Raw genomic sequence first — 234 nt, forward strand, 5'->3', positions numbered from 1 at the left:
AGACTATATGGCGGGGCTCCGGCATTTTAAGAAAACCATCACTGACTTGAATTGGCAAAATTTGGATGTTAGTGATGTGTTTGAATTTAAATGATTATTTATGGGGATCCCTCAGGCTAGCAGTAATGAGTCGCTATCAAGGCCTCGAAAGATACGAGCGATGCTGTGCCGTGTTGGAATGCCATGTACAAAAGGGCGAAAACGCCTTAACCATGTAAGTTTTTTATTGCCATA

1 pseudogene is annotated in these 234 nt (G+C 41.9%); it reads right to left on the bottom strand.

What is annotated here, in order from left to right:
• Positions 1-114 precede the first annotated feature (114 nt).
• Positions 115-234 (bottom strand): annotated as a pseudogene (locus tag HC733_RS22915) (ISAs1-like element ISPsesp1 family transposase); the annotation flags it as partial.

The organism is Pseudoalteromonas sp. S16_S37, assembly GCF_014694405.1.
Classification (GTDB): Bacteria; Pseudomonadota; Gammaproteobacteria; order Enterobacterales; family Alteromonadaceae; genus Pseudoalteromonas.